This is a genomic window from Alicycliphilus sp. T452, assembly GCF_054512775.1.
On sequence record NZ_JBTNEH010000007.1, the window covers coordinates 189,870 to 210,752 of the forward strand.

Consider the following 20,883-nt stretch of genomic DNA (forward strand, 5'->3'; position numbering starts at 1 on the left):
ACCCATGACCCACCGCGACGTCTTCGTCATCAGCACCGCCCGCACCGCCATCGGCACCTTCGGCGGCAGCCTCAAGGACGTGCCCAACACCCAGCTCGCCACCACCGCCGTGAAGGCCGCCATCGCGCGCGCCGGCATCGCGCCCGACGCCGTGGGCCACGTGGTCATGGGCAACGTGATCCCCACCGACACCAAGGACGCGTACCTCGCACGCGTGGCCGCCATCGACGCGGGCTGCCCCATCGAGACGCCCGCGTTCAACGTCAACCGCCTGTGCGGCTCGGGCCTGCAGGCCATCATCTCGGCGGCGCAGGCCATCGGCTACGGCGACTGCGACGTGGCCGTGGGCGGCGGGTCGGAGTCCATGAGCCGCGGCCCCTACTTCGACACCGCCGCACGCTACGGCGCGCGCATGGGCGACGCCAAGAGCATCGACTACATGCTCGGCATCCTGCACGACCCCTGGCAGAAGATGCACATGGGCATCACGGCCGAGAACGTGGCCGAGCGCTATCGTGTCAGCCGCGAAATGCAGGACCGATTGGCGCTGGAAAGCCAGCAGCGCGCGGCCGCCGCCATCGCCGCCGGGTACTTCAAGGAGCAGATCGTCCCCGTCGAGATCCAGACCCGCAAGGGCACGGTGCTGTTCCAGGAAGACGAGCACGTGCGCGGCGCCACCACGCTGGAGGTGCTTGCCGGCATGAAGCCCGCGTTCAGGAAGGAAGGCGGCACGGTGACCGCCGGCAACGCCTCGGGCATCAACGACGGCGCCTCCGCCGTGGTGCTGGCCGCCGGCGACCGCGTGGCCGCCCTGGGCCTCAAGCCCCTGGCGCGCCTCGTGGGCTACGCGCACGCGGGCGTGGAGCCCGCCTACATGGGCATCGGCCCCGTGCCCGCCACGCAGAAGGTGCTGGCGCGCACGGGCCTCACGGTGCAGGACATGGATGTGATCGAGGCCAACGAAGCCTTCGCCGCCCAGGCCTGCGCCGTGGCGCAGGAACTGGGCCTGGACCCCGCCAAGGTCAACCCCAACGGCTCGGGCATCTCGCTCGGCCACCCCGTGGGCGCCACGGGCGCCATCATCACCACCAAGGCGATCGCCGAGCTGCACCGCACGGGCGGGCGCTACGCGCTGGTGACCATGTGCATCGGCGGCGGCCAGGGCATTGCGGCGATTTTCGAGCGGGCTTGACTATAAGAGAATGTACGTTTCCGGCAACATGTCAAAAACGTACATGAACTTCCTTCTCCGTTCAGCAGCGGCACTACTGTACGCCCTGTGTTTCGCCAGTGCTGCGGTGGCCAAACCGCAGGTGGCCACTCTCATCGTCATGCCCCAGGATCTGCGCCAGAACCCGCAGATCGTCAGCGATTTGGCTGCCCGGGGTATCAACCACGCCACGGTGTACCTTACCTGGGCCGATGTCGAGGCTCAGCCGGGCCGCTTTGACTTCTCGGCCTACGACCCGTACTTCGACCAGCTCACCCAGGGCGGACTATCGCTCATCGTCGTGCTCGACATGGGAGGCCGTGCGTACTTCGATGAAATGGGCAAGCATTTCCCCGGCCGCACCACCGTGCCTGCCTGGCTGCACAAGCAGGTGCCCGATGGATTCATGAAGAACTTCTCGGGCCAGTCCACGCCGCAGCCCGACTTCATGAACCCCACGGTGCGCCAGTTCTCGGCTCAGTTCGTGCGCAATGCTGTGGCCTATCTCTCGCAGCGCTATCCCGGGAAGGTCACGGCCTACTCCCTCGGCCTGCAAGAAGAGCATGAAATCAAATACGGCCAGACCGGCTACCAGTGGCGCGACTACGCCGACGCCGCGCAGGCTGCCTTCCGCCAGCAAACGGGCGCGCCGCTGCCCGTCATCAACTACACCAGCGACATTGCCCTGGGCCTGCCCAGGACGGAGCCGCTGCTGCACGCGCACAAGCAGTTCCGCGAAGCGAATCTGAAGGAGGCCACCTGCTTCTACGCCGACGCCATCCGCAGCCAGGGCGGCCGCGCCATGAGCTACTTTGGCGAACTCTTCACCGCGCACGACGGCATCTACGCCACCAGCGTGGCCGAGCAACTGGCCGACTGCCTGGACATTGCCGTCATCGACTACAACTTCTACGACGGGTACAGCCTCTCGCCCGACGCGCGCGTGCTGCCCATGCTGGCCAACTACATGGCCTCTGTGGGCTACAAGCAGATCATGGTGGGCGCCTATGCCGAGCAGTGGGAGCGCGTGAAAAAATCCACCGAACTCCTGCCCATCATCAGCCGCACCCTGTCCACCGCTCTGGCGCAGCCGAACGTGATCGGCTACGAGGTGGGCGGCTTGCAGCGCCAGCTCGACGCGCACCTCGCCGGCACGGTGGATCTTGAAAAGCTCCAGGCCTTGCGCGTGCAACCCCCCGCGCCCGCCACGGCCAGCACGGGAACGAAGCTCACCGTGGGCATCCTCGCCTCCACCAGCAACTACTACGTATGGCACGGGGACCGCAGCGGCGGCGTCAACGTGCACCGCGAGGCGCTGCTCGAAGCCTACAACCTCCTGAGCACGCAGCCTGGCTTCGACGTCCACGTCATCGGTGAGAAGAACCTTCAGGAAGGCGACCCGCTGCTGCAGCGCCTGGACGCCATCGTGGTTCCGCACCAGGCCGCTCTGCCCGCATCCATCAAGCAGCAACTCACGGCGTACTGGAAAAAGGGCGGCACGCTGGTCCAGGACATGCGCCTGGGCGAATTCGATGAGAACGGCAAACCCGTCTACGACTGGATGCACGAGGTTTTCGGCATCGAGAACATTACGTGGAGGCCACGCGGCGGCATCTTCCTGACGGACGACGGCCAGATCCTGCGCCTGAAACCTGCACGCAAGCTGTACACGGGTTACGCGGCCATGACCCCACGTCCCGGCTATCGCCTGCTGGCCACCGACATCCTCAACAAGCGCCAAGGCATCATGGTGCGTGGCGAACGGACGTTGGTGTTCGGCTTTACGCCGCAATTGGTCGAAGATGCCACCCAGACCATGTGGCAGCAGATTTTCGTGCGCGAAATCGCCAACGCCGTGCGATGCCCTACACCCACTACTTGTAGAACGCCTCTACGCTCCCCTTGAGCGTGATGAGCAGCGGCCGCCCCCTGCGGTCCAGCGTCTTGCCCGCGGGCACCTTGATCCAGCCCTCGCTCACGCAGTACTCCTCCACATCGAGGCGCTCCTTGCCGTTGAAGCGGATGCCTATGTCGGCCTGCTGCTGGAACACGGCCGCCACGTGGTGGGGGCTGCGCGGGTCTACGGCCAGGTGGTCGGGCAGGGGGATCAGGGCGGAATCGGTCACGGGAAGAGTCTCGGAAGAAAACGGACGGGCCCGCATTGTCGCGCAGCCGCGGCGGTCCGCGCGCTCCATAGCTCCTGGAAAAATAGCTGCTTGCGCTTGCCAGTAAAGCGTTTAAGCCGCTTTTCATTCGAAAAACACGCCTGTGGATAAGTCTGCGGAGCGTTCCAGCACAACCCGCGGCTTATGCACAGGCGCGGGCCGGAGCCCGGGCTTGTCCCCATTCGCGGTACAGCGGGCGCCCGTCGCCGTCCCCATGCTTTGGCATCCTGCAAGTGGTTGATACGCAAAGCAAAAACCGGCTTGCCCACAGCCGGGCCGGGCTTCTACTACTACGACTATTCTTTATAAGAACATCAAAGAACAACCAGGAACGAACCGGAGCGCCGCGCAAAAACCCCCTGCCCGGCCGCGCCGGTGCGTGGCAAAGCGGTGCCCTGCCGGGTGCCTGGGGGGAAAAGAGTGGGAGCCGGCCGGTCAGCGCAGCATGGCGTAGCCCACGCCGATGGCGGCGATGAGCCCCACGGCGTCGGCCAGCAGCGCGCAGGCGAGCGCGTGGCGCGTGTGCTTCATGCCCACGCTGCCGAAGTACACGGCCAGCACGTAGAAGGTGGTCTCGGTGGAGCCCTGGATGATGGCGGCCAGGCGCCCCACGAAGGAGTCCACGCCGTGTGTCTGCAGCACGTCGATCATCAGGCCGCGCGCGCCCGCGCCCGAGAGCACCTTCATCAGCCCCACGGGCAGGGCGGGCAGGAAGTCGGTGTTCCAGCCCAGCGCCGCCACGCCCGCGCCCAGGGCGGTCAGCAGCGCGTCCATGCAGCCGGCGGCGCGGAACACGCCGATGGCCACCAGGATGGCGATCAGGTAGGGGATGATCTGCACGGCCACGCCGAAGCCTTCTCTTGCGCCGTCGATGAACGCGTCGTACATGTTCACGCGGCGCCAGGCGCCGGCCAGCAGGAAGAGCGCCACCACGCCCAGGATGACGGCCGCGCCCGTGGTGCCCGCCACCTGGGCCGCGCGCTCGGCGGGCAGGCGCGAGAGGGCCGCCACGGCGGCCGCCAGCAGGCCGCCCACGGCCAGCAGCGGCAGCAGCAGTCGCGCGCGCCACAGCGGCAGGCGCTGCGCCACGGCCACGGACAGCACGCCCGCGAGCAGCGAGGCGAAGGTGACCAGCAGCGTGGGCAGGAAGATGTCCGCCGCGTTGAAGCCCACGCCCAGCCCCTGCTTGAGCGCCACGCTCTGGCGGATGGCGATGACCGAGGTCGGTATCAGCGTGAGCCCGGCCGTGTTCATGACCACGAACATGATCTGCGCGTTGCTGGCTTGGCCTGCGGGCTCCCGGTTCAGGGTCTGCAGCTCCTGCATGGCCTTCAGGCCCAGCGGCGTGGCGGCGTTGTCCAGCCCCAGCAGGTTGGCGGAGATGTTCAGCGTCATCGCGCCCTGGGCCGGGTGGCCCGCGGGCACGCCGGGAAACAGGCGCCGCAAGAGCGGCCCGGCCAGGCGCGCCAGCAGCTCCACCATGCCGGCCTGCTCGCCCACGCGCATCAGGCCCAGCCACAGCGCCATGATGCCGGCCAGGCCCAGCGAGATCTCGAAGCCCGCACGCGCGCCGTCGAACATCGCCGACAGCAGGGCCTGGAAGATGCCCGCCTCGCCCAGCAGCCAGCGCACGGTGGCGGTGGCGAAGGCGATCAGAAAGAAGGCGGTCCAGACCCGGTTGAGCGCCATGGTCTCGAAAGGTTAGAAGGGTGCGCCGCCGTCGTCCTGCGGAGGCGGAACGGGTGTGCCCGGCGCGGTGCGCCCTTCCCCGCCCAGCGCCTCGATCAGGTCGGGGATGAGCCTGGAAAGCTCGCCCGTGGCGATGGCCACGTCGGCGTCGAAGCCGCCATCGTCCTGCGACTGGCCCTCGAACACCGTGTCCAGGAAGGCCAGCTTTTTCAATTGAAGCCCCTCGGTGAGCACGAAGCTCACGCGGTCGTCCCAGGTCATGGCCAGCTTGGTGGGCAGCTTGCCGGCCTGGATGTGGGCCTGCACCTCCTCGATGTCCAGCGGGTGGCGCGCGTAGCGCACCACGGCCTTGCTCTCGTCCGCCGCCTTGAGCTCGCATTCGCGGTCGATGGAGAAGCCCGGGGGCGGCTCCTGCTCCTTGAGCCAGTGGGCCATGGCGGCCTGCGGGCTGGTTTGCGTATCGACGAGCGCGACCGACAGGCCCGGCAGCGCCTCGACCAGCGCCGTGACGATCTCGTCGGCACGGCCCTGGGCGCCCGTGTCCAGCACCAGCAGCCGCGCCTCGCGGTCCATCCACACCCAGGTCGATCCCTGCTTGGTGAAGGCCATGGGCAGCAGGTCGAGCTTGGCCTCGTCCTTCAGTTCGCGCGTTTCCTTCTTGCCGGGCTTGCGGCCGGTCTGCTGCTCGATCTGCGCGGCCTTCTCCTTGACCTTGCGCGCCAGCACCGTGCCCGGCAGCATCTTGGACTCGGTCATGAAGCGCAGGATCCACTGCCCGCCCACGCTCTCGGCCAGCAGGCCATGGGCCTCGCCGCGCGGCGGCACCCAGCCGCTGGACTTTTCCTGCGTTGCGCCGCATTCCTGGAACGGCGTCTTGGCCAGGGCCTCCTCCAGCTGGGTCAGATCTGTCTGCCACTCGGGGGCGATGCGGTACACGATGATGTTCTTGAACACGGAAAACGCTTCCTTTTTGATAGCTTTTGGCGCTTTATGGTAAAGCGCTAGGACCTGTTTTTGCTTGAAATTGTGCACCGCGATCGCGGCGCGTGCGGCGCGGCCTGGCAGAACTTTACACAGGTGCAGGATTCGCACACGGTGGCGTTACACGGGCGCCGCACATTACGCCTCAAGCGCCGGGGTGGTCCCGGCGACGCAAGAAAGGAAGTCACCATGACCCGTTTCAAGATCACCCAGCGCCTGGCCTGCACCGCCCTGGCCGCTGCTTTGGCCGGCATGGCCATCCCGTCCATGGCCCAGCCCGCGCCGGGCGCCGGCCCCGCCGCGGAGCAGTCGCAGCGCCCGGGTCCGCGCGGCATGACGCCCGAGCAGCGCCAGCAGTTCATGCTCCAGCGCGCCGAGGCCTTCAAGCAGAAGCTGCAGCTCACGCCCGCGCAGGAGCCGGCCTGGAACACCTTCATGCAGTCCATGCGGCCGGACGCCGGATCGCGCAGAGCCTGGCTGGACATGAAGGACATGGACAAGCTCACCACCCCCGAGCGCATCGACCGCATGCGGGCCATCCGCGCACAGCGCGCGGCCGAGATGGACCGCCGCAGCGATGCCGTGAAGGCCTTCTACGCCACGCTGACGCCGGCCCAGCAAAAGACCTTCGACGCCGAGGGCACGCGCATGTATGGCCGGCGCGGCGCCCAGTGGGACAGGCACATGGGTGAGCACAAGGGCGACTGGCGCGGCATGCACCGCCATGGCCCGGGCCCCATGGCGGCCCCCGCAGCGCCTGCGGCACCCGCGGCGCAATGACCGCCCTCCACGGCCGCGCGCAGCGGCCGTGGCCTATGGCGCAGAGGATGCATGGGTTCGTGGTTATGGCTACAGTTGTTACGCTTGTGCGACACAGCATCGTGGATGGATAGCATGCAATCTCTCGTCTCCCCTGGTCTCCTTCGCCCGTCCGGCGCACGCAGGCACGGCCGCCGCCCTCTCCTCTCCGCCGCGGCCGCCTGCCTCCTTTCCGCCATTCCCCCCGCCTTCGCGCAGCAGGCTGCGCATGCCCCGTCGGTCTACCTGCAGGCCAGCCGCGCGCAGCACGGCACCGATGCCCTCACGGTCGGCGCCACCCTGCCCTTCGGCGTGTGGAGCATGCCGCTGTGGGGCGGCGAGCTGCGCGGGCATTGGGACATGTACCTGAGCCGCTGGTCCTTTGACGGCATCGCTGGCCACGACAGCACCCTGGTGCTGGGCGTCAAGCCCACGCTGCGCCTGCGCCCGGACCAGGGCCGCTCCGCGTGGTTCTGGGAGGCCGGCGTGGGCGGCACCCTGGCCAACCACCGCTACCGCACGGCGGAGCGCGAGTTCAGCACGCGCTTCAACTTCGCCTCCCACCTGGGCGTGGGCATCAACCTGGGCGCGCGGCGCCAGCACGAGCTGCTGCTGAGCGTGGAGCATCTCTCCAACGCCGGCATCAAGAAACCCAACCCCGGCCTGAACTTCGTGCACCTGCGCTACGCGCTGCACTTCTGACGGCTGCTGTGGACAAGGCTGGGGATGACCGGCCGGCGAACTGCCGCTTGTCCACAGAAGCGGGCCGCGCACGGAAGTTGTTCCCTTTTCGCGCATGGGTTGCACCACCCGCCAGGCACAGGCTTGGCCGTGCCGCAAGTGCTTGCTGCCATTGGATAAAAGCGCCTTGTCCACAAAAAACGGGCGGCTCTACTACTACCACCATGTATTGATAAATACCTTGATGGGATAACAGCAGGGCTGCCCGTGTCGATGCGCTTCAGGCGCCTCGGGCCTGATTCGACGCCAGCTGGTCCATGAGGAGCCGCGCCATGTCCTGCTTGCGCTCGGGCGGCAGGCGGGGCGTGATGGCGCCAAAGCTGATGGCGGCCAGCGTGCCGGGCGATGCCGCGAACGTGGCGCCCACGCCCGATACGCCGACGGTGAGCGTGTCCACGATGTCGGCGTAGCCTGTGGCGCGCGTGCGCCGCGCGGCCTGCAACAGGCGCTCGCGCGTGAAGCCGGCCTGGGTGTATTCCTCCACGTGGCGGTCGAAGATGCGCTCCACCTCGGCGTCGGAGAGCCGCGCCATCAGCGCCAGCCCGCCCGCGCCCAGGCCCAGCAGCCGGCGCCCGCCCACGTCGGTGGTGAACACCTTGACCGGGAAGTGCCCCTCCTCGCGGTGCAGGCACAGGCAGTAGTCGCCCTGGCGTATCACGAGGAATACCGTGTCGCCCGACATGCGCGCCAGCCGCTGCATGAGCGGGCGGCAGTGGTCCACCAGCGGCACGCGCCGCATCGAGGCGAAGCCCAGCTGCATCGCGTCCAGGCCCAGGCGGTAGGCCTTGCTCCCGGGGTCGCGCTCGGCGAACTGCTCCTCCACTAGGCAGGACAGCAGGCGGTGGACCGTGGAGCGCTCCAGGCCCGAGGCGGCCATGACCTCGGTGAGGCGGATGCCGTCCTCGTGGTGCTGCGCCAGCAGGCGCAGCAGCTGCAATGCCCGGCGCAGGCTCTGCGCGCCGGCGGTTCCCTGTGATGTATCCATATTGTGGGAAAAAAGTCTGTTGTTGTTTGTGATGCAGGAATTCGCAAGTCTAGACTGCCGCAGCCCTGCTACCGATCCAATGGAGACAGCCCCATGGCGTTTGACACCCTCGAAATAGAAAACCACGGCGCGGTGCGCCGCATCCTGCTGGCGCGCGAGGCCCAGCGCAATGCCCAGAACCAGCAGATGCTCGACGAGCTGATGGCCGCCCTGGACGACGCCCGCAGCGACGGCGGCGTGCACGCCGTGGTGATCGGCGGCAAGGGTGCGCACTTCTCGGCCGGGCACGACCTCAAGCAGGCCCAGGCCGAACGCGCGAACTTCACGGTGGAGGAGCGCTGGGCCTACGAGGAGCTGCGCTACTTCGACTACTCGCTGCGCATCTGGGACTTTCCCAAGCCCACCATCGCCCAGGTGCAGGGCGCCTGCGTGGCCGGCGGCTTCATGATCGCCAACATGTGCGACCTGGTGGTGGCCAGCGAGTCGGCGTATTTTTCCGACCCCGTGGGCCACACGCTGGGCGCGGCGGCCACCGAGGTGCTGATCCACCCCTGGGTGATGGGCGCGCGCAAGGCCAAGGAACTGCTGTTCACGGGCGGCAGGCTCAGTGCCGCCGAGGCGCACGCCATCGGCATGGTCAACCGCGTGGTGAGCGATGCCGAGCTCGGCGAGTCCACGCTGGCGCTGGCGCAGCAGATCGCCAAGGCGCCGCCCTTCGGCCTGCGCCTGATCAAGCGCTCGATCAACCGCACGCTGGACGCCCAGGGCCTGCGCACGGCACTGGCCGCGCATTTCGACACGCACCAGCTGTCGCACCTGAGCGAAGGTTTCCTCACCGCGCGCGACCGGGGCCTGGCCAACGCGATCCAGAAGAACCCCGAAAAGGCCGGGTGATGTCCGCGCACCGTCTCGAACCGCTGCTGAACCCGGCGTCCATCGCCATCGTGGGCGCGAGCAACAACGCCGCGCGCATCGGCGGCATGCCCATCGCCCACCTCACCACGTTCGGCTACCAGGGCGCGGTCTATCCCGTCAATCCCAAGTACGGGGAGGTGTTCGGCCTGCGCTGCTGGCCCGACATCGAATCGCTGCCCGAGGCGCCCGACCTCGTCGTGCTGGCCATCGCGGCGGCTGAGGTGACGCCCATGCTCCGGCGCTGCGCGGCCAAGGGTGCGCGAGCGGCCATCGTCTACGCCGCCGGCTTCGCGGAGGAAGGCACCCAGGGCGCCGCGCTGCAGGCCGAAATGCAAGCCTGCGTGGCCGCCACGGACATGGTGGTGGCCGGCCCCAACCTCATGGGCTTCGCCAACCTCAACAGCCGGGCGCACACCAGCTTCGCCTCGGTGTTCAACACCGCGCCCATGCAGCAGGGCCCCGGCAGCGTGAGCCTGCTCACGCAAAGCGGCAACGTGTGCGCGGCGGTGTATGCCATTGCGCGGCGCCTGGGCGTGGACTTCAGCCACTTCGTCAACACCGGCAACGAAGCCTGCGTGGACTTCGCGCAGTACCTCGAATACCTGGCGCAGGACGCTGCCACGCAGGTCTGCATGGGCTACATGGAGGAGCTGCGCGACGGCCCGCGCTTCATCGCCGCGGCCGAGGAGTTCGCCAGGCGCGACAAGCTGCTCATCCTCTACAAGGCGGGCGAGACCGACAAGGGCGCGCAGGCCGTGCGCTCGCACACCTCGGCGCTGGCGGGCGACCAGGCCGTCTACCGGGCCGCCTTCCGGCAGCTGGACATCATCCAGAGCCACGATTTCGTGCAGATGGCGCAGCTGGCGCACCTGGCGGGCTACCGCCACAGGCGCGCGGGCCGGCGCGTGGCCATCATCACCATCAGCGGCGCGCTGGGCGCCATCCTGGCCGACAAGTTCATCGGCGCGGGCCTGGAGGTGCCCACGCTGCCGCAGGCGCTGCAGGACCAGCTGCGCGCGGGCATTCCCGACTACGGCATGGTCTCCAACCCCGTGGACGTGACGGGCAACGTGGTCAACGACCCCGGCTTCGTGCGCACGGCCATGCAGGCGCTGGCACAAAGCGATGCGGTGGACACCGTGCTCGTCTACGCGCCGGGCTACCTGCTCGACCGCATGGCTGACGACCTGTGCGCCGTGTCGCGGCAGTACCCCAAGCTGTTCGTGGCCATAGACACCGGCGCCGCCACGGCGCGCGAGCAGCTGCGCGCCGGCGGCGTGCCGGTGTTCGAGGACATAGGCGTGGCGACCTCGGCGCTCGCGCCCTTCCTGCTGTGGCAGGAGCGGCGCCGGTGCAACCGCTGGATGGCCGTGCGCCGGCAATCCGCCCCTGCCCGCGCGGCACTGCCGGACAGCCTGGACGAATACCGCACCAAGCGGCTGCTCGCACAGCATGGCGTACCCGCCGCCCCCGAGCGCGTGGCCGCCACGGCCGACGAAGCGGCGGCGGCGGCCGATGCGCTCGGCTATCCGGTGGTGATCAAGGTGCTGTCGCCCGACATCGCCCACAAGACCGAGGCCGGCGGCGTGCGCCTGCGCCTGGCGGACGCCGCCCAGGTGCGCCAGGCCTTCGGCGAAGTGCTGGCCAGCTGCCGCCGCCACGACCCGCGGGCGCGCATCGAGGGCGTCCTCGTCTGCAGGATGGAGTCCGGCGTGGCCGAGCTCATCGTGGGCGCCACGCGCGACCCGGTGTTCGGCATGACGCTCACCGTCGGCCTGGGCGGCGTGCTGACCGAGCTCTACCAGGACGTGAGCCACCGCGTGCTGCCCGTGGACGAGGCCATGGCCCGCGAGATGCTGGGCGAGCTCAAGGCCTTTCCGCTGCTTGCCGGCTACCGCGGCCGCCCGCCGGGCGACGTGGATGCCGCGTGCGCCGCGATCGCCGCCTTCTCGCGCGCCGTGCTCGCCTTGGGCGACCAGGTGGCCGAGGTCGAGGTCAACCCGCTGCTCGTCAAGGAGGCGGGCCAGGGGGCCTGCATGCTCGACGCGCTGGCGGTCCCCTCGGGTCAATGATTTTTCTTTTCACCACCACAAGCACCAGGAGACAAACCCATGATCAAACAACTGATGGCGGGCATCGCCCTCGCCGCCGCGGCCCTGTGCGGCCCTGCCCAGGCCCAGAACTACCCCAGCAAGCCCGTCACCATCGTCGTGCCGTTCGCGCCCGGCGGTGCCACCGACATCATGGCGCGCACCCTGGCCGAGCGCCTGAACAAGCGAATGGGCCAGCCCGTGATCGTGGAGAACAAGCCCGGCGCCGGCACCATGATCGCCTCCGAGCACGTGGCCAGGGCGCAGCCCGACGGTCACACCGTGCTGCTGGCCGCCTCCTCGCTGGGCATTGCGCCGGCGCTCTACGCCAAAGTCAACTACGACCCCGTCAAGGACTTCACGCCGATCTCGCTGGTCGCCTCCGTGGTCCACGTGCTGGAGGTGCACCCCAGCATTCCCGTCAAGAACGTGGCCGAGCTCATCGCCTGGATCAAGGCCAACCCCGGCAAGGCCAACTACGGCTCGGTGGGCGCGGGCACCTCGACCCACCTGGAGTCCGAGCTGTTCAACACCATGGCCGGCGTGAAGATGACCCATGTGCCCTACAAGGGCAGCGCCCCGGCCCTGATGGACCTGGTGGGCGGCAACCTGCAGGTCATGTTCGACGCCTGGGCCTCGTCCGGCCCGTTCGTCAAGGACGGCAAGACGCGCCTGCTGGCCGTGACCACGGCCCAGCGCTCCAAGCTGCTGCCCGACGTGCCCACCGTCGCCGAATCCGGCCTGCCCGGCTACGAGGCCATGCCCTGGCTGGGCTTCGTGGCGCCCGCAGGCACGCCTGCGGCCGCGGTGAACAGGTTCCATGCCGAGCTGATGGAAGTGCTCAAGGAGCCCGAGGTGCAGGAAAAATTCCGCGCGCTGGGCCTGGACATCATCGGCAACACGCCGCAGCAGTTCGCCGACTTCATCAGGCGGGACATCGTCAAGTGGGCCAAGGTGGTCAAGGATTCGGGCGCCAAGGCGGATTGACAGGGAAAACCGGAAAGAGAAACACGCATGCAAGTGGGCTACCCGGCGGAAGACGAAGCCTTCCGCCTCACGCTGCGCGAATGGTTCGAGACCCATTACCCGCGTTTCAAGGCCGACTGGCCCGTCCCGCCCGACCCCAACGAGCTGGCCTGGCGCCGCGCCTGGGAGGACTATGTGTGCCAGGCCGGCTGGTCGGGCCTGGGCTGGCCGCTGGAGTACGGCGGCAAGGCCTGGCCGCTCACGCGGCAGGCCATCTTCCACGAGGAGCAGGCGCGCATCGGCGCGCCGCTGGGCGTCAACATCATCGGCCACGGCATCCTCGCCCCCACGCTGATCCACTTCGCCAGCGCGGCGCAGAAGGCCCGCTACCTGCCCGGCATCCTCGCCAACCGCGAGGTCTGGTGCCAGGGCTATTCCGAGCCCGGCGCGGGCTCCGACCTGGCGGCGCTGGCCACGCGCGCCGAGCGCCGGGGCGACCACTATGTGCTCAACGGCCACAAGATCTGGACCTCGTTCGCGCACATCGCCGACCATTGCTTCGTGCTGGCCCGCACCGACCCCGGCGCGCAGCGCCACAAGGGCATCAGTTTCCTGCTGGTCGACATGAAGAGCCCCGGCGTGCGCGTGGAGCCCATCCGCCAGATCACCGGCGAGGCCGACTTCAACGAAGTCTTCTTCGAGGACGTGCGCGTGCCGCTCGATGCCCTGGTGGGCGAGGAGAACGGCGGCTGGCGCCTGGCCATGGCGGCCGCGAGCTTCGAGCGCGGCACCTACTTCATCCCGCGCCAGGTGCGCTTCGCGCAGGAGGTCGAGGCGCTCGGGCGGCTCGCGGCGGGCATTTCCCGCGAGGGCGGCGAAAGCGCACTGCAGGACCCGCACCTGCGCCGCGAAATCGCCCGCCTGGCCGTGGACAGCCATGTGCTCAGGCTCAAGGGCCTGCGCGCGCTCACCCATGCGCTGCGCGGCGGCCCGCCGGGGGCAGAGGGCTCGTCCACCAAGCTGCATTGGAGCGAGGCGCACCAGAAAATGATGAACATTGCCATGGAACTGCTGGGCGAGCGGGCCCTGCAAGGCCCCGGGCCCGCGGGCGCCGACCCGGCCGCGGCGCTGTGGGCGCGCGACTACCTGTGGACGCGCGCCGAGACCATCCTCGCGGGCACCTCGGAAGTGCAGCGCAACATCCTGGCCGAGCAGATGCTGGGCCTGCCGAGGTGACCCCATGGATTTCGCATTGAACGAAGAGCAGCAGATGCTGCAGGCATCGGCCCGCCGCTTCCTGGCCGACCACCATCCGCTGGCGCGCGCACGCCGCGCCCTGCCCTGGAGCGACGGCGCGCAGCAGCGGCTGTGGAAGGACATGGCGGCCATGGGCTGGATGGCCCTGCTGCTGCCCGAAGCGCACGGCGGCCTGGAACTGGGGCTGACAGAAGCCAGCCTGGTGGCCGAGGAAGCGGGCCGCCAGCTGCTGAACCTGCCCTGGGCCAGCAGCGCCGTGCTGCTCGCGCTGTGGTTCAAGGCCGCGCCCCACGACGGGCCCCCCCTGCTGCGCGACGCGGTGCAGGCCGCCGCGGCCGGCACGCGCGCCCTGCACTGCGTGGCCGGCACCGACGCCTGGTGGGACCATGCGGGCCAGTGCAGCGACATCGTCGTGGTGCGCGGCTGGCACGATGGCGCGGCGCCACTGCGGATCGCCCTGGTGGACGCCGCGCAGGTGGCCGCGGCGCCGGCGCTGGACCCCACGCTGCGCCAGGGCGCCGCAGCCCGGATGCCGCTGCAGTGGCACACGCTGGACGTTCCGGCGCGGCCGCGCATGCATGCCCGCGCCGCCCACCGGCTGATGCTGGCGGCCGAGCTGGCGGGCGTGGGGCAAGCGGCGCTCGACATGGCCAGCGCCCATGCGAAGGAACGCGTGCAGTTCGGCAAGCCCATCGGCAGCTACCAGGCCCTCAAGCACCAGTTGGCCAATGCCTGGATGGGCATGGACAACGCCCGCCTGGCCGTGCTCTACGCTGCGGCCGCGCTCGATGGCGATCTGCCGGACACCCGCTTCGCCTGCGCCGTGGCCGAGTACACGGCCATCGATGGCGCCCTGCAGTCCACGCGCACTGCCGTCCAGGTGCACGGCGGCATGGGCTTCACCTGGGAGCACGACGCGCACCTGTTCCTCAAGCGCGCGCAACACCTGGCCGCGCGCCTGGGTGGCGCCTCGCGTGCTCTTGTGCAGGTCGAGATGCTGACGCTGGCGTGAAGGTGCCGCCTACTTGCCCAGGCCGAGCTTGTCGATGATGGCCTTCTCCGTCTTCATCGTGTCCAGCGCGTACTGCCGGTAGGTGGCGCTGTCCATGTAGTAGGTGTCCATGTCGAACTTCGCCAGGGACTCCTTGTAGTTGGGCATCTCCATGGCCTTCTTGAACGCGTCGTGCAGCACCTGCACGACCTTGGGGTCCGTGCCCTTGGGCACGGCCAGGCCGAACGGCGAGGTCTGCACCAGGTTGATGCCCACTTCCTTGAGCGTGGGCGTGTTCGGGAACCTGGCCGAGCGCTTGTCGCCCCAGGTGGACAGCAGGCGCAGCTTGCCCTGCTCCACGTAGGGCGCCCAGCCGGGCGTGTCGGCCACCGACATCACGTGCCCGCCCAGCACTGCCTGCAGCGATTCGGAGTTGCCCTTGAAGGGGATGTGGTTGAGCGTCACGCCCGCCTGCATGGCGATGTTCTCCATCGTCAGGTGCAGCGTGGTCAGCGCGCCCGGCGTGCCGTAGTTCAGCTTGCCGGGGTGGGCCTTGGCGTAGGCGATGTAGTCCTGCATGGACTTGATGGGCGAGTCCGCGGGCACCACCAGGCCGAAGGCGTAGCCGGCCAGGCCGATCACGTACTGCAGGTCGGTGGCCGGGTCCCAGTGGATCTTCTGCGTGTAGGGCAGGCGGAACACCGGCAGCGGGATCTGCGCCAGCGTGTAGCCGTCCGCGGGGGTGTTTTGCATCGTCTGCGCGGGCAGCACGCCGCCGGCGCCGGGCTTGTTCTCGATGATGACCGGCTGGCCCAGGATCCTGGAGGCGTTTTCCGCGAGCACGCGGAACGGCACGTCGGTCGAGCCGCCGGCCGTGAAGCCGATCAGCACCTTGATCGGGCGGCTCGGGAAGCGGTCGGCCTGCGCCAGGGCGGGGCCGGCGGCGAAACCGGCGGCCAGCAGCAGGGCCAGGGTGCGGCGGGAGAGGAGGGGCGGGTTCATGGAGGAGGCCTCGGGTCAGGGTGTGGTGGTTATTTCTCTCTGCGAAACTAAAAATGGAATTCTTCCGGAGAAATGATAAGTATCGCCCAGAGGAATTTTTCTATCCATAAGGAAATACGCAAATAGTCCCATTCATTGCGTCATAAAATAATTCCGCTGAGAGAAATTAATTGGAGAAACCCATGGCCAGAACCCGGAACATCGACTTCGACGAGGGCGCGGACAGCCGCCGCTTCGTGACCGCGCTGGCCCGGGGGCTGGACGTGCTGGCCTGCTTCCACGTGGACGAGAAGTGGCTGACCAACGCCGAGATCGCCGCGCGCACCGGCCTGCCCAAGCCCACGGTGGTGCGCCTGGCCTACACGCTGTGCGTGCTGGGCTACCTGCGCCATTCGCGCGAGAGCGGCAAGTACGCGCTGGGCGACAGCCTGGCGGCGCTGGGCATCACCATGGTGTCCAACCTCAAGCTGCGGCGCATCGCCCGGCCCTACATGCAGGACCTGGCGGACCGCTACGACATCTCGGTGTCGCTGGGCATCCGCAACGGCCTGTCGGTGCTGTACGTGGAGAACTGCCGCTCGGGCGCGCCGCTGTCGCTGGGGCTGGACCTGGGCTCGCGCATCCCGGTCGCGGAGACGGCCATGGGCCACGCGCTGCTGGCCGTGATGGAGCCGCGCGAGCGCGAGCGGCTGCTGGCCGAGATCCGCCAGGCCGAGGGCGCGCGCTGGCCGCAGCTGCGCCAGGCCATCGAGGCCGGCTGCGCCCACTGGCAGGCGCGCGGCTTCACCGTGGTGGTGCGCGACTGGCAGACCGACATCGCCGGCGTGGGCGCCGCCATCCGCCAGCCCGACGGGCGCGTGATCACCTTCAACGCGGGCGGCTCGGCCAGCAAGTTCCCGCGCGAGCTGCTGGAGCAGGAGATCGGCCCGCAGCTCGCGCGCATGGTCAGGGGGCTGGAGTCGTTCGTGCGCAGCGACGATGCCTGAAAACTATCAAAAAAGTAGCTTGTAGCGCTTTTGCAGCAAGCGCTGGGGGCATTTTTGATACTGAATCAGCCCGCGCCGCCGGGCGGGCCGAGGTGCGCGCGCAGCAGGCCGTCGAGCTGGTCCGGGGGCAGCGGGCGGCTGAAGAAGTAGCCCTGGTAGCCCTGGCAGCCCGCGCGGGCCAGCCAGTCGCTCTGCGCGTCGGTCTCCACGCCCTCGGCGATGACGTCCAGGCCCAGGCTGGCCGCCAGGGCGACGATGGTGCGCACGATGGTCGTGTTGTTTTCGTCGCTGAGCAGGTCGCGCACGAAGCTCCGGTCGATCTTGAGCTGCTCCAGCGGCATGCGCTTGAGGTAGGCCAGCGAGGAATAGCCCGTGCCGAAGTCGTCCAGCGAGAAGCCCACGCCGTGGGCGCGCAGCGCCTCCATGGTGGCGATGGTGGCCACCATGTCCTCCACCAGCAGGCTTTCCGTCAGTTCGAGCTTGAGCTGCGCTGGCGGCGCCCCGGTGACGGCCAGCACGCGCGCCACGTCGCCCACGAAGCCCGGGTCGCGGAACTGGCGCGAGCTCACGTTCACCGCCATGGTCAGGTGCGCCATTCCGGGGAACTTCTGCCAGGCCGCGAGCAGGGTGCAGGCCTTGTGCAGCACCCAGCGCCCCAGCGGCAGGATGAGGCCGGTTTCCTCGGCCACGGGGATGAATTGCGCGGGCGGGACCATGCCCCGCTGCGGGTGGGTCCAGCGCAGCAGGGCTTCCACGCCCATGATCCCTCCGCGGGCGTTCACCTGGGGCTGGTAGTGCAGCGCGAATTCCTGCTGCGACAGCGCGTTGCGCAGGTCCGCCTCCAGGGCCGCCCGCTCGTCTACCGTCCGCTGCATGCCCGGGTCGAAGAAGCGCAGCGTGCTGCGCCCCGCGGTCTTGGCCTGGTACATGGCCAGGTCGGCCTGCTTGAGCAGCTCGCCCATGCTGGCCGGCGTGTCGCCGAACAGCGCGATGCCGATGCTGGGCGTGCTGCGGTACTGGTGGCCGGCCAGCGCATAGGGCGCGCACAGCACGTTCAGGATCTTCTCGCCGACCTTGTTGGCATGTTCGGCCAGGGTCGCGGCCTGGACGGTGAGCTGCTCCAGCAGCACCACGAACTCGTCGCCGCCCAGGCGCGCCACCGTGTCCACGCTGCGCACGCAGGTGGAGAGCCGCTGGGCCACCATCTGCAAGAGCCGGTCGCCCTGGTCGTGGCCCAGGGTGTCGTTCAGGGTCTTGAAGTTGTCCAGGTCGATGAACAGCAGCGCCCCGCCCTGGTGCTGGCGCCGGGCCGTGGCCAGGGCATGGCCCATGCGCTGCATGAATTGCGCGCGGTTGGGCAGGCCGGTGAGCGGGTCGAAGAACGCCAGGCGCTGGATTTCGCGCTCGTGGTTCTTGCGCGGCCCGATGTCGGAGTCGATGGTCAGGATGGATTCGGGCTCGCCCTGCTCGCTCAGCACCAGGGTCCAGCGCCCTTCGACCTCGATGGAGCGGCCATCGCGGGCGCGCTGCGTGATCTCGCCGCTCCAGTCGCCGCGCTGCAGCACCTGGGCGGTGGCGTGCAGGAAGTCCCCGGGGTCGTGGTGCAGCAGGCTGGCCATGGAGCGCCCCAGCGCTTCCTCGCGGCTCCAGCCGTACATGCGCTCGGCCCCCTCGTTCCAGAAGGTGATGCGGTGCTCCAGGTCGCGCACGATGATGGCGTCGCGCGCCCTGTCCAGCAGCGAGGCCTGGTGGCGTATGCGCATGTCGTCCGTCTGGCGCTGCAGCTCCGCCGATGCGCGCGCGGCGAAGATCTGCAGCGCGCTGCAGACGAATTCCACCTGCGCCAGCGGCTCGCGGAACATCACCATCACCATGCCCATGGGCGTGCCGTCGCTGCTGGCGAGCTGGCGGCCGACGTAGCTGCGCATGCCGGCGCGCGCCAGTGCGCCGTCGTGGGGATAGCGCTGCGTGAGGTGGTCGCTGATCACGAGCTGGTCCTGGCGCAGCAGCTCCTGGCTGGGCGTGCCTTCGAGCGCGTAGGCGCCCGTGGCCTGCGCCACGCCGTCGCTGACATGCGACAGCGTCACGGCCTGCAGGACCTGGCCCCGCACGGGCGCCTGCAGCCGCACCACGCAGGCCACCTGCGCCGAGAGCGTGTCGGCCATGTGGTGCGCCAGGCGCTCGAAGAACGCCCCTCCCGTGCCGGCCGAAACGGCCGTGGCCACCTTCACCATGGCGGCCTGCAGGCGCTGCTGCTCGGCGCGGGCGCGCAGGTTCTGGATGCCGAAGGCCAGGTCGGCGGTCATGGCTTCGAGCAGCTGCGTCTCCTGCGGGCCCACATGCAGCACCTGGGGCGCGTACAGGGTCAGCAGGCCGAAGGTGCGCCGCGCATTGCGCAGCGGCAGGCACACCACGGCATGAAAGCCAAGCCGGGCCATGCGTTCGGTCCAGCCCTTGAGGGCCGGGCTGTCCTGCACGTCGCGCACGATCACCGTGCGGCCGCTGCGCAGGCACACGCTGGCCGGGCCCTGGCCGCCGTCCTCGTGCGGCGACCAGCTCAGCTGCATGTGCTCCAGATACCCTTGGGCAGCTCCGGCGTGCGCCACGACCTCAATGCGCTTGCGCGTGTCGTCGCGCGCCATGCCCACCCAGCCCATGCGGTAGCCGCCGATCTCCACGGCCGCGCGGCACACGGCATGCAGCAGGTCGGCCTCGCTGGTGGCGCGCACCAGCGTCTCGCTGCAGGCGCTGCGCAGGCGCTTGGCCCGGTTCAGGCGCACCAGTTCCTCCTCGATGCGGCGGCGCTCGGTGATGTCGTTGGCCAGTATCTGCCAGGCGGGACGGCCGTCGAACTCCGTGTCGCCGACGAAGACCTCCATGTCGATGCGCGTGCCGTCCTTGCGCCTGTGGTGCCAGACGGTGGGCGAGAGCGCGGGGGAGCGGGCGGCCCGCTCGTCGGAGCACATGGCCATGGCGCCGTCGGCCTCGTCCCGGTGTTCCGGCGGCCAGAGCATGCGCATGTCCATGCCCGGCAGCTCGTGCGCGTCGTAGCCGTATTGCCGCGCCATGGCGTGGTTGGCGAGCAGCAGGCGCAGGCTGTCGCGCTCGCAGACCCACATGGGCTGGGGGTGCTCGGCGAACAGGCTGCGGTATTGCCGCTCGGAAGCGCACAGCTGGCCATGCACGCGGCGCAGCTGCACCATCGCGCCCAGGGACTCGGCCAGGACGCACAGGTGCTCCAGGTGGCGCGGCGCAAAGCGCTGGCCCGGTGCCGCAATGACCTGCAGCATGCCGGCCACGGCCGCGTCCGTGCGCAGCGGAATGGCGACGAAGTGGCGGGCCGGCGCGCCGTCTTCCATGTCCTGCATGTCCTGCACATGGCCGGCGGACATGTCGCCGGCCTCGCCCGGCAGCTGCTCCAGGCGCCGCCACAGCGCCTGGAGGGCTTCCGGCGGGGGCTGGGGCGCTTCGCCCGCGCGGGCCTGCACGTCCAGCGGCGCCTCCCCGCGCAGCGCGATCATGGCCCCCGCCCCCCCGGTGATTTCGCAGGCGGCGCGCGCGGCCTGTTCCAGCACCTGCTCCAGGGGCTGCTGCAGATCGGCGATGCGCTGCTGCGCGCGCAGCAGGTGCGCGTGGGCCAGGGCCTCTTCCTGCGTCTGCCGCTCCATGAGCTCGATGGCGCTGATGTCGGTCATGCGGCGCAGCCCGGTGTCATGCGCCGGCCAGCGCTGGAGAACGGGCGCAACCGCCTGGAGAAACGCGAGCCTGCGGCCATGCTTTTTCTCTTTCAGGGCGCTGCGCCACCTGCGGCAATGGCAGGGCCTTCACGCGACGGGGCAGGACGGTTCAGTGGCACGGCATGGGGCTCCTCACGCCGCAGGGGCGAGCAGGCGAGATTGTTTTTTACGTAATGTTACATCATGGGAGGAAAGTCCATATTGACGCCGAAACAACACCCGCGGTCATGTGCCGGGAATCTTAGAACCTGTTTACGATCTCCTGAGTAGCAACGCCAAGAACGCCAAGTGGATGAACTGCAGGCTGGTGTTGAGCAGGCGCTCGCAGTTCTTCCACAGCCTGCGGTTCTTCTCCAGCCAGGCAAAGCTG

The 20,883-nt window shown here is 69.1% G+C and carries 16 protein-coding genes and 1 pseudogene; 10 read left to right on the top strand and 7 right to left on the bottom strand.

Going from position 1 to position 20,883, the window contains the following annotated elements:
* Nucleotides 1-4: 4 nt before the first annotated feature.
* On the top strand, nucleotides 5-1,192 hold the full coding sequence (locus ACX12L_RS08810) for an acetyl-CoA C-acyltransferase family protein (protein ID WP_459262300.1): 1,188 nt from the start codon (nucleotides 5-7) through the stop codon (nucleotides 1,190-1,192).
* 43 nt (nucleotides 1,193-1,235) lie between these two features.
* Complete coding sequence (locus ACX12L_RS08815; RefSeq protein ID WP_459262301.1) at nucleotides 1,236-3,116, top strand: beta-galactosidase; 1,881 nt, start codon at nucleotides 1,236-1,238, stop codon at nucleotides 3,114-3,116.
* Here ACX12L_RS08815 and ACX12L_RS08820 read toward each other — a convergent pair.
* The 3 genes from ACX12L_RS08820 to ACX12L_RS08830 form a co-directional block, all read right to left on the bottom strand.
* Complete coding sequence (locus ACX12L_RS08820) at nucleotides 3,085-3,372, bottom strand: DUF3297 family protein (RefSeq protein ID WP_459262302.1); 288 nt, start codon at nucleotides 3,370-3,372, stop codon at nucleotides 3,085-3,087. The two genes, ACX12L_RS08815 and ACX12L_RS08820, sit on opposite strands and share 32 nt — an antisense overlap.
* Nucleotides 3,373-3,810: 438 nt before the next feature.
* Nucleotides 3,811-5,064 (bottom strand): nucleoside recognition domain-containing protein, encoded by a 1,254-nt coding sequence (locus tag ACX12L_RS08825; RefSeq protein ID WP_459262303.1) that lies wholly within the window; start codon nucleotides 5,062-5,064, stop codon nucleotides 3,811-3,813.
* 12 nt (nucleotides 5,065-5,076) lie between these two features.
* Entirely contained in the window at nucleotides 5,077-6,018 is a 942-nt protein-coding gene (locus ACX12L_RS08830; protein WP_459262304.1) for a recombination-associated protein RdgC, read from the bottom strand.
* 216 nt (nucleotides 6,019-6,234) lie between these two features.
* On the opposite strand from ACX12L_RS08830, the gene ACX12L_RS08835 reads away from it, so the two are divergent.
* A complete protein-coding gene (locus tag ACX12L_RS08835) occupies nucleotides 6,235-6,825 on the top strand; it encodes a Spy/CpxP family protein refolding chaperone (protein ID WP_459262305.1) in 591 nt (196 codons plus the stop codon).
* 114 nt (nucleotides 6,826-6,939) lie between these two features.
* On the top strand, nucleotides 6,940-7,545 hold the full coding sequence (locus tag ACX12L_RS08840; protein WP_459262306.1) for an acyloxyacyl hydrolase: 606 nt from the start codon (nucleotides 6,940-6,942) through the stop codon (nucleotides 7,543-7,545).
* A gap of 259 nt (nucleotides 7,546-7,804) precedes the next feature.
* On the opposite strand, the gene ACX12L_RS08845 is transcribed toward ACX12L_RS08840, so the two are convergent.
* The gene (locus ACX12L_RS08845) at nucleotides 7,805-8,569 is read right to left on the bottom strand and encodes an IclR family transcriptional regulator (RefSeq protein ID WP_459262307.1); all 765 of its coding nucleotides are present in this window, start codon (nucleotides 8,567-8,569) and stop codon (nucleotides 7,805-7,807) included.
* A gap of 93 nt (nucleotides 8,570-8,662) precedes the next feature.
* Here ACX12L_RS08845 and ACX12L_RS08850 point away from each other — a divergent pair, with 93 nt between their 5' ends.
* Genes ACX12L_RS08850 through ACX12L_RS08870 form a run of 5 tightly spaced genes read left to right on the top strand, consistent with a single transcriptional unit; the run spans nucleotide 8,663 to nucleotide 14,809 of the window.
* The gene (locus tag ACX12L_RS08850; protein WP_459262308.1) at nucleotides 8,663-9,463 is read left to right on the top strand and encodes an enoyl-CoA hydratase; all 801 of its coding nucleotides are present in this window, start codon (nucleotides 8,663-8,665) and stop codon (nucleotides 9,461-9,463) included.
* A complete protein-coding gene (locus tag ACX12L_RS08855; protein ID WP_459262309.1) occupies nucleotides 9,463-11,556 on the top strand; it encodes an acetate--CoA ligase family protein in 2,094 nt (697 codons plus the stop codon). The genes ACX12L_RS08850 and ACX12L_RS08855 overlap by 1 nt, the downstream gene beginning before the upstream one ends.
* 39 nt (nucleotides 11,557-11,595) lie before the next feature.
* Entirely contained in the window at nucleotides 11,596-12,561 is a 966-nt protein-coding gene (locus tag ACX12L_RS08860; protein ID WP_459262310.1) for a tripartite tricarboxylate transporter substrate binding protein, read from the top strand.
* A 27-nt stretch (nucleotides 12,562-12,588) separates the two neighbouring features.
* The gene (locus ACX12L_RS08865; protein WP_459262311.1) at nucleotides 12,589-13,776 is read left to right on the top strand and encodes an acyl-CoA dehydrogenase family protein; all 1,188 of its coding nucleotides are present in this window, start codon (nucleotides 12,589-12,591) and stop codon (nucleotides 13,774-13,776) included.
* Nucleotides 13,777-13,780: 4 nt separating this feature from the next.
* A complete protein-coding gene (locus ACX12L_RS08870) occupies nucleotides 13,781-14,809 on the top strand; it encodes an acyl-CoA dehydrogenase family protein (protein WP_459262312.1) in 1,029 nt (342 codons plus the stop codon).
* Between the two features lie 9 nt (nucleotides 14,810-14,818).
* On the opposite strand, the gene ACX12L_RS08875 is transcribed toward ACX12L_RS08870, so the two are convergent.
* Nucleotides 14,819-15,790, bottom strand: coding sequence for a tripartite tricarboxylate transporter substrate-binding protein (locus ACX12L_RS08875; protein WP_459262313.1), 972 nt, complete (start codon nucleotides 15,788-15,790; stop codon nucleotides 14,819-14,821).
* Between the two features lie 182 nt (nucleotides 15,791-15,972).
* On the opposite strand from ACX12L_RS08875, the gene ACX12L_RS08880 reads away from it, so the two are divergent.
* Nucleotides 15,973-16,776, top strand: coding sequence for an IclR family transcriptional regulator (locus ACX12L_RS08880; protein ID WP_459262314.1), 804 nt, complete (start codon nucleotides 15,973-15,975; stop codon nucleotides 16,774-16,776).
* Between the two features lie 65 nt (nucleotides 16,777-16,841).
* Here ACX12L_RS08880 and ACX12L_RS08885 read toward each other — a convergent pair whose 3' ends face one another.
* Entirely contained in the window at nucleotides 16,842-20,471 is a 3,630-nt protein-coding gene (locus tag ACX12L_RS08885; protein ID WP_459262315.1) for an EAL domain-containing protein, read from the bottom strand.
* Nucleotides 20,472-20,765: 294 nt separating this feature from the next.
* A pseudogene (locus ACX12L_RS08890) lies at nucleotides 20,766-20,883 on the bottom strand (IS5/IS1182 family transposase); the annotation flags it as partial.

Bases quoted from the DNA above. Each gene is read 5' to 3' on its own strand.
- ACX12L_RS08845 (WP_459262307.1), bottom strand. From the start codon at position 8,569: ATGGATACATCACAGGGAACCGCCGGCGCGCAGAGCCTGCGCCGGGCA.
- ACX12L_RS08815 (WP_459262301.1), top strand. From the start codon at position 1,236: ATGAACTTCCTTCTCCGTTCAGCAGCGGCACTACTGTACGCCCTGTGT.
- ACX12L_RS08875 (WP_459262313.1), bottom strand. From the start codon at position 15,790: ATGAACCCGCCCCTCCTCTCCCGCCGCACCCTGGCCCTGCTGCTGGCC.
- ACX12L_RS08835 (WP_459262305.1), top strand. From the start codon at position 6,235: ATGACCCGTTTCAAGATCACCCAGCGCCTGGCCTGCACCGCCCTGGCC.
- ACX12L_RS08810 (WP_459262300.1), top strand. From the start codon at position 5: ATGACCCACCGCGACGTCTTCGTCATCAGCACCGCCCGCACCGCCATC.
- ACX12L_RS08885 (WP_459262315.1), bottom strand. From the start codon at position 20,471: ATGACCGACATCAGCGCCATCGAGCTCATGGAGCGGCAGACGCAGGAA.
- ACX12L_RS08850 (WP_459262308.1), top strand. From the start codon at position 8,663: ATGGCGTTTGACACCCTCGAAATAGAAAACCACGGCGCGGTGCGCCGC.
- ACX12L_RS08880 (WP_459262314.1), top strand. From the start codon at position 15,973: ATGGCCAGAACCCGGAACATCGACTTCGACGAGGGCGCGGACAGCCGC.
- ACX12L_RS08840 (WP_459262306.1), top strand. From the start codon at position 6,940: ATGCAATCTCTCGTCTCCCCTGGTCTCCTTCGCCCGTCCGGCGCACGC.
- ACX12L_RS08870 (WP_459262312.1), top strand. From the start codon at position 13,781: ATGGATTTCGCATTGAACGAAGAGCAGCAGATGCTGCAGGCATCGGCC.
- ACX12L_RS08860 (WP_459262310.1), top strand. From the start codon at position 11,596: ATGATCAAACAACTGATGGCGGGCATCGCCCTCGCCGCCGCGGCCCTG.
- ACX12L_RS08820 (WP_459262302.1), bottom strand. From the start codon at position 3,372: ATGCGGGCCCGTCCGTTTTCTTCCGAGACTCTTCCCGTGACCGATTCC.
- ACX12L_RS08825 (WP_459262303.1), bottom strand. From the start codon at position 5,064: ATGGCGCTCAACCGGGTCTGGACCGCCTTCTTTCTGATCGCCTTCGCC.
- ACX12L_RS08865 (WP_459262311.1), top strand. From the start codon at position 12,589: ATGCAAGTGGGCTACCCGGCGGAAGACGAAGCCTTCCGCCTCACGCTG.
- ACX12L_RS08855 (WP_459262309.1), top strand. From the start codon at position 9,463: ATGTCCGCGCACCGTCTCGAACCGCTGCTGAACCCGGCGTCCATCGCC.